General features: G+C 68.3%; 10 protein-coding genes. 9 read left to right on the top strand and 1 reads right to left on the bottom strand.

The features are described 5' to 3' along the window. The first annotated feature begins 119 nt into the window (after positions 1-119). The 6 genes from AruCF_RS08975 to AruCF_RS09000 all read left to right on the top strand — a co-directional run bounded on the left by AruCF_RS08975 (position 120) and on the right by AruCF_RS09000 (position 5,055). On the top strand, positions 120-1,412 hold the full coding sequence (locus AruCF_RS08975) for a cytochrome P450 (protein ID WP_063570252.1): 1,293 nt from the start codon (positions 120-122) through the stop codon (positions 1,410-1,412). 180 nt (positions 1,413-1,592) lie between these two features. Then, positions 1,593-2,549, top strand: coding sequence for a Bug family tripartite tricarboxylate transporter substrate binding protein (locus tag AruCF_RS08980; RefSeq protein WP_063570253.1), 957 nt, complete (start codon positions 1,593-1,595; stop codon positions 2,547-2,549). 2 nt (positions 2,550-2,551) lie between these two features. Then, complete coding sequence (locus AruCF_RS08985) at positions 2,552-3,187, top strand: glutathione S-transferase family protein (RefSeq protein ID WP_063570254.1); 636 nt, start codon at positions 2,552-2,554, stop codon at positions 3,185-3,187. 13 nt (positions 3,188-3,200) lie between these two features. Then, positions 3,201-3,983, top strand: coding sequence for an aldolase (locus AruCF_RS08990; RefSeq protein ID WP_063570255.1), 783 nt, complete (start codon positions 3,201-3,203; stop codon positions 3,981-3,983). 135 nt (positions 3,984-4,118) lie between these two features. Next, positions 4,119-4,673, top strand: a complete 555-nt coding sequence (locus tag AruCF_RS08995) for a helix-turn-helix domain-containing protein (protein ID WP_054417394.1) — start codon at positions 4,119-4,121, stop codon at positions 4,671-4,673. 16 nt (positions 4,674-4,689) lie between these two features. Beyond that, on the top strand, positions 4,690-5,055 hold the full coding sequence (locus AruCF_RS09000; protein WP_054417395.1) for a cupin domain-containing protein: 366 nt from the start codon (positions 4,690-4,692) through the stop codon (positions 5,053-5,055). 83 nt (positions 5,056-5,138) lie between these two features. Here AruCF_RS09000 and AruCF_RS09005 read toward each other — a convergent pair whose 3' ends face one another. Next, positions 5,139-5,534: a hypothetical protein gene (locus AruCF_RS09005; protein WP_063570256.1), complete on the bottom strand. Its 396-nt coding sequence runs from the start codon at positions 5,532-5,534 to the stop codon at positions 5,139-5,141. Between the two features lie 223 nt (positions 5,535-5,757). Between AruCF_RS09005 and AruCF_RS09010 the strand changes: the two genes are divergently transcribed. The 3 genes from AruCF_RS09010 to AruCF_RS30190 form a co-directional block, all read left to right on the top strand. Then, the gene (locus AruCF_RS09010) at positions 5,758-6,456 is read left to right on the top strand and encodes an STN domain-containing protein (RefSeq protein ID WP_083036626.1); all 699 of its coding nucleotides are present in this window, start codon (positions 5,758-5,760) and stop codon (positions 6,454-6,456) included. Between the two features lie 11 nt (positions 6,457-6,467). Further along, positions 6,468-7,004 (top strand): RNA polymerase sigma factor, encoded by a 537-nt coding sequence (locus AruCF_RS09015; RefSeq protein WP_231133029.1) that lies wholly within the window; start codon positions 6,468-6,470, stop codon positions 7,002-7,004. 4 nt (positions 7,005-7,008) lie between these two features. Next, positions 7,009-7,175, top strand: a 167-nt coding sequence (locus AruCF_RS30190; RefSeq protein WP_167385872.1) for a FecR/PupR family sigma factor regulator, incomplete at its 3' end; no start/stop codon positions are given.

The following is a 7,175-nucleotide window of genomic DNA, read 5'->3' on the forward strand; positions in this document are numbered from 1 at the left end:
CAGAACCTCAATGCCCGATCCATCGCGACTCGACAACCAGAGCTCCCTTAGCCGGCTCCGCGGGGACCTGGCCTCCTGGTCCACAGACTGGTATTACTGGCTGGAAGCTTCTGCAAGCCATGTCACGGGACTTGCCGGGTACTCTGACCGCTTGGCGAAATACGTACGGTGACATCGTGCACCTGCGTATCTGGCCGGAGCATGATGTGGTTGTCGCCAATCCCCAACTGGCACGCGAGCTTCTGGTTGGCCATCATGATGCGTTGATCCGCTGGGAACGCGGCATCCGCGTGTTTTCGCAAGTACACGGTCATAGCGTGCTGACCGCGGAAGGAGAGAATTGGCGCGGACGCCGCCACGCGCTGCTTCCCGGTTTTTCTCCCAAGGCGGTGCAGCGCTTTTCTCCGATCGTCGTCGAGGCCGCAACACGGGCGTTCGAGCTGTGGCCGAGGGCGCACCCCAATTGGCCTATCGAGAGAGAACTCACCGCCTTGACCATGGACGTGATTCTCCAATTGGTATTTTCAAGCAGCGTTGGCGAAGATGCGCGCGCTGTCGAGCACGCAATACGTGTGACGAGCGAAGCCACCAATGCCGAGTTCTATTGGCCGGCCAGCATGCCGGACTGGATGCCCTGGAAACGCAAGAAGCGACGTGCGCTGAGGACTTTGAAGGACATGATCGATCGACACATAAAACGTCGCTTGATGATGGCGCCCGCCGCTTGGCCCGATGATCTGCTGACCCGCCTGCTGCAATCTCGTGAGGATGAATCAAAGCGATCTCTGCAGCTCGTGCGCGATGAATGCATGACCATGTTTCTTGCCGGCCACGAAACGACAGCGGCGACATTGGTGTGGTGGGCATGGTGCATGGCATCGAATCCTGAGGCCCAGAGTCTGGCGCGGGATGAGCTACGGCGCGTGCTGCAGGGCAATGCGCCCAGCTTCGAGGCATGTCAGGAAGCCAATTATCTTGTCCAAACGATCAAGGAGGCGATGAGGCTCTACCCCGTGGCGCCCATGCTCATGAGCCGCCGCGCTACACGCGCGATCCCACTGGGCGACTGGACGTTTCCTGCGGGTACGCTTTTCATGATCCCGGTGTACGCCTTGCATCATGATCCGCGGTGGTTTCCCGACCCGGAAAAATTCAGGCCCGAGCGGTTTGCCCACGACGCTCCAGACCTGCCACGAGGTGCGTACATTCCTTTTGGGGTTGGGCCGCGCGTATGTCTCGGACAGCACCTGGCAATGGCTGAAATGACGGTGCTCGCCTCCATGCTTTTGCTCCGCGTTAAGCTGGCAGTGCCAATTGACGCGGCGCCGCCACGTCCGGTGCTCAACGTGACTCTTCGGCCGGACCAGCCAATGCACCTGGCCGTTACCCACGTCAATGCCGATGCCAACTAGCAGTCGAAGGTGCCGATTGACCGCCGACCGAATGTGGCTGACGGCAGCCGATCGGGAAAGCGAACTTTATTCCCGCCCCTCAGGGATTCCCCCAATCACATTTCCCTTGCGGAAAATCAATGCTCTATAGGACACTTTGTGTCATAGCCGCGATCCAGCGGCGGACACAAGGGGAATCCTATGAAGCGCATCATCATGGCCGCCGCCCTGGCGCTGGCCGCAGGTAGCGGCGCGCAGGCCGCGTTTCCGGATCATCCGATCCGGCTGGTGGTGCCGTTCGGCGCCGGCGGCATCACCGACATCGTGGCGCGCCAGGTGGGCAAGGGCATGGGCGACGCGCTCGGCCAGAGCGTGGTGGTGGAGAACCGGCCTGGCGCCGGTGGCGTGATCGCGGCGCAGGTGGCGGCGACGGCGCCGGCCGACGGGTATACGATTTTCATGGGCACGGTGGGCACGCAGGTGGTGAACCCGCTGATCTATGCCAAGCTCAGCTATGACCCCGACAAGTTCGCGCCGGTCGGGCTGGTGTCCGGCTCGCCCTATCTGCTGGCGGTGCGCGGCGACCTGCCGGCGGCGAATTTCGCGGATTTCGTGACTTACGCCAAGGCGCATCCGGCCAAGCTGAATTTCGGTTCGGCGGGCACGGCCAGTTCGCCGCACCTGGGGCTGGAGCTGCTGAAACTGACGGCGGGCGTGGACATCGTGCACGTGCCGTTCAAGAGCGGCAGCGAAGCGGTCAACGCGGCCATCGGCGGCCAGGTGGACGTGGTGATGGACGCCAGTCCGGTGATCATGCCGCACGTGGCCTCGGGCAAGCTGCGCGCGCTGGCGGTGGCGGCGGACCAGCGCCTGCCGTCGGCGCCGCAGGTGCCGGCCGCGGGCGAGGCCGGCGACGCCGGGCTGCAGATCAGTTCCTGGAATGCGTTCTTCGCGCCGGCCGGCACGCCGCCGGCGGTGCTGGAAAAGCTCAACGCGGCGCTGCGCCAGACGCTGGCCTCGCCCGAACTGAAGACGCGGCTGGCGGCGCAGGGCACGCAGCTCTATGCCGGCGCGCCGGAGGAATACCAGCGCTTCATCGCGGCCGAAAAGAAGAAGTGGGCCGAGATCGTCAAGCGCGCCGATATCAGGATGGATTGAGCATGACGACGCATCCCCTGGCGGGACAGCCGCTGGAACTGGCCGACACGCTGCGCTCGGGCAATGCCTGGAAGATCCGGCTGGCCTGCGGCTACATGGGGCTGGCGCTGACGCGCCGCACGTTCGACATCGTGCAGGGCGACCTGGAGACCGAGGCCTTCGGCCGCATCAATCCGTGGCGCCAGGTGCCCGCGCTGCGCACGCCCGAAGGCGTGTGGCTGGCGGAGTCGCAGGCGATCCTGTGGTACCTGGGCCGGGGCACGCCGTGGCTGCCCGAGGGGCGGCTGGCGCAGGCGCAGGTGGCCAGCTGGCTGAGCTTCGAGCAGACCCAGCACATGCACGCCTTCGCGCAGCCGCGGCTGCTGATCCACCTGCGCGGCACGGCGCGGGTGGATGACCCGGCGATGGTCGAGTGGCGCCGCATCGGCATGCGCGCGGCGGCGTGGATGGAGGCGCATCTGGCGGGCCGCGCCTTCCTGGTGGGCGAGGCGCCGACCATCGCCGACATCGCGCTCTATCCCTACACCAGCATGGCGGAGCAGGGCGGCTACGACCTGTCCGCCTTTACCCACATCCACGCCTGGCTGGCGCGCATGCGCGCCCTGCCGGGCTTTACGCCGTTGTTGGAAACGGCATAGCGAGGAGTCAAAGATGGCCGATACGATGCATTTGGGCAAGGATGAACTGATCGCGCGCGCCAAGGCCGAGATGCAGCGCCAGTTCGACACGCCCGACTGGACGCTGCGCGAGCGCCTGGCGCTGACCTGCCGCATCCTGTTCGATGGCGGGCACGATTCGGGCCTGGCGGGCCAGATCACGGCGCGGGCGCCGGAACCCAACCGCTACTACACGCAGCGGCTGGGGCTGGGGTTCGACGAGATCACGGCCGGCAATCTGCTGCTGGTGGACGAGGACCTGCGGGTGCAGGAAGGCGGCGGCATGCCCAACCCCGCCAACCGTTTCCATTCCTGGATCTACCGGGCGCGGCCGGACGTCAACTGCATCATCCATACGCACCCGCTGCACGCGGCTTCGCTGTCGATGCTGGAGGTGCCGCTGGAGGTCTCGCACATGGACAACTGCCCGCTGTATGGCGACGTGGCGTTCCTGAAGGACTGGCCGGGCGTACCGGTGGGCAATGAGGAAGGCGAGATCATCTCGGCGGCGCTGGGCGACAAGCGCGCCATCCTGCTGTCGCACCACGGCATGCTGGTGGCCGCGGGCACGGTGGAAGAGGCCTGCGTGCTGGCGCTGCAGTTCGAGCGCGCCGCGCGCATGCAGCTGCTGGCGATGGCGGCCGGCAAGATCCAGCCGATTCCGCCGGCGCTGGGGCATGAGGCGCACGACTGGATCCTGACGCCCAAGCGCTCGCAGGTGGGCTTTTCGTATTACGCGCGGCGCGCGCTGCGCCAGCACCCGGACGTGCTGGGCTAGGGGCTGCCGGGGCGGCCCGGCCTGCGCAGGGGGCCTGCCGCGCGGGCGGGCCCAGGGACGCGGCGGGCGGGCCGGCTCGACGCGGGGACGGCTTTCGGGCATGCTTATCGGTCGTTATCGCGACCTTTTCCGCCCATGATCGACCTGCCTCACCGCCTGCGCGCGCTGCGCCGCCAGCAATCCCTGTCCCTGGAACAGCTGGGCGAGCGCACGGGCCTGACCAAAAGCTACCTCTCCAAACTGGAGCGGGGCCTGAGCGAGCCCTCGATATCGACCGTGCTGCGGCTGGCCGAGGCCTATGGCGTGGGCGTGTCGCAACTGGTGGGCGGCGACGGCGCGGCGCAGGACGAGGTCGTCAGCCTGGTGCGCGTGGCCGATCGCGAAGCGCTGCAACGGCGCGACCTGGGCAACGAATACCACTACGAGTCGCTGGCCGGGCGCCGCAAGGTCAAGGCCATGGAACCCTTCATCGTGCACCCGCCGCGTGAATTTCCCGACGCCGCCGCGGTCTTTCCGCATCCCGGCGAGGAATTCCTGCTGGTGCTCAAGGGCGCCATCGAGGTCCAGGTGGGCGAACGCGCGTTCCGCCTGGACGCCGGCGATTCCCTCTATTTCGATTCCGAACTGCCGCATCGCATGCGCACGGTCAGCCGCGGCGCGGCCGAGGTGCTGGTGGTGGCGGCGCATTGATTCCAAGGAAAATGCAGTGAAGCATGATCAATCGCGGCTGGTCCGCATCGATGCCGGCCCCATGAAGAACCCGGTGCCGGGCAAGCCCAAGCGTCCCATTTCGGGCGACGCGGCGTTCCGCACCGTGACCGCCTTCGAAGGCAATGGCGGCCGCGCCGAGGCCGGCGTTTGGGAAAGCACCGCCGGCAGTTTCCAGTCCAACACCACCGGCTACATCGAGTTCGGCTACATCGTCGAAGGCGCGGCGCGCCTGGTCGATCCGGACGGCACCGTGCATGAACTGACCGTGGGCGAGGCCTTCGTGATGCCGGAGGGCTATACCGGCCGCTGGGAAGTGGACCAGTTCGTCAAGAAGATCTATTTCATCAGCCGCACCGCCTGAGACCGGCTCGACGCTCGCCCGCCACGGTTCGAACAGGGCCCTGGCATGCACGCGTGCCGGCGGCACGGGTGGGGGCGCGCCCGTTACGGCGCGGGTCGCTGCGGGTAGGCCGAGGTGCCGAAGGTGTTGCCCATGCGGTTGCCGATGGTGGCGGGCGTGGGCAGGCCCATCTGGTTGGGCGGCCGCTGCGTGATCGCTTCGGAGCCGAGCGTGGGCGGCGGCTTGGGCGCGGCGTCGGGCGCCATTTTCTGGTTCAGGCAGTCATACGACAGGGCATGGTAGCCGTTGACTTCGGTGTCGATGCAGGCGCCGGCCGGGGCGGACCTGCCAGTGGACGATGGCGGCGCGACGGGCGTGGTCCGGGGCGTAGGCGGTGTCTGGGCCGTAGACGGCGTCTGCGCGCCCGCGGGCAGGGGCGCCATCGCCAGCGCCGCCAGCAGCAGGCTGGCGCGGCGCGAAACGAGGCAGGGGATGCGCATGCGGGTTCCTTGGCATAAAGGCCGGGCGGCGCACGGCCGCCGCCGATGAATCCAGTATAGGGACGCGCCGCTCCGCGTGGGTGACGGGTTTGTTGCGCTGGCGGACGCGCGGCGGTGCGCGTGTCACGCTTGTTTCACACGGCGCCGCTACCATGCCGCTTCCGCCCTGCGCCCGGCCACCGCCAGCGCAGTCGCCACGCCATCTTAGAGACATCGGGGTGTTATGACAGTCACGCAGGCGCCTGGGGCCGCTTGGGCGTTCGCCTGCTGGTTCGCGCTTGGACTGGCGGTGTTGCCGCCGGCGGCGCTGGCGCAGCAGCGCGCTGCGGACGGCGCTTCGATCGCGTTCGACATCGCCGCGCAGCCGCTGGACGCGGCCCTGGCCGCGTACACCCAGGCGACCGGCATGGCGGTGCTGGTGACCAGCCGCCTGACGGCCGGCCGCCTGGGCAGCGCGGTGCGCGGCCGGCTGGCGCCGCGCGAGGCCTTGCGCCAGTTGCTGGCGGGCACCGGGCTGCAGGCGCGCTATGCCAGCGCGTCGGCCTTCACGCTGGTGGAGTCGGCCGCGAGCGCGCCCGCGCCGCGCGCGGCAGGCGCCGCGCCGTCGCCCGCCGCGGTGACGCGCTATGCCGGCGTATTGCAGAACACCGTGACGCGCGCGCTGTGCCAATGGACCGGCGCGCAGTTCGGCCGCTACCGCGCCTCGCTGCAGCTGTGGATCGGCCGCAACGGCGTGGTGCGCCAAGCGCGGGTGCTGTCGGGCACCGGCGACGCGCGCCGCGACGAAGCGCTGGCCGGGGTGCTGTCCGGACTCATCATGGACGCGCCGCCGCCGGCCGACCTGCCGCAGCCGGTGACCATCGTGCTGGCGCCGCGCCCTGACCCGCGGACCGATTGCCGGCTGGCCGGCGCGGCGGGCTGACGCGCATGTCCATGACCGGCGACGCCCTGCGCAACCTGTTCCTGTCCAAGTACCAGGAATTCCGCAAGCGCCTGCGCATCCGGCTGGGGTCGGAAGACCTGGCCAACGACGCCATGCAGGAAGCCTGGCTGCGGGTCGACAGCCTGGCCGAGAGCGCGCCGGTCGAGTATCCGGCCGCCTATCTGTTCAAGATCGCCGCGAACGTTGCCGAGGACCAGCGCCGCGCCAATGCCCGCATCCTGTCGATGGCCGAGATCGAGGAACTGTACGACATGGCCGACGAGGCGGCCGGCCCGGCGCAGGTGGCGGAGGGGCGCCAGCAGATCGAGGCGCTGGAGGCGGCGTTGGCCGAGCTGCCACGGCGGCGCCAGGCGATCGTGATCGCGGCGCGGGTCGACGAGGTGCCGCACCGCGAGATCGCCGAGCGTTTCGGTATTTCGGTGCGGACCGTGGAAAAGGAACTGCGCGCGGGGCTGGAGCACTGTTGCGGGAAATTGGAAAAAAAGTATGTCCAGCGCTACGGTCCCCAGGCCCGGGAAACGTCTTAGTTCCATGACGACCCTTTTCAGACGCTCCCGCCCCGGCGGCGACCCCGCGGCCGCGCTCAAGCGCGAGGCCCAGGCATGGGTCGTGCGCCTGGCCTCGGGCCAGGCCAGCGTGGTCGATGGCGAGGCCTTCCGCCGCTGGTGCGCGCAGAGCGCCGAGCACGCGCGCATCTT

The sequence above is a fragment of the Achromobacter ruhlandii genome (genome assembly GCF_002082135.1).
Taxonomy (GTDB): Bacteria; Pseudomonadota; Gammaproteobacteria; order Burkholderiales; family Burkholderiaceae_B; genus Achromobacter; species Achromobacter ruhlandii.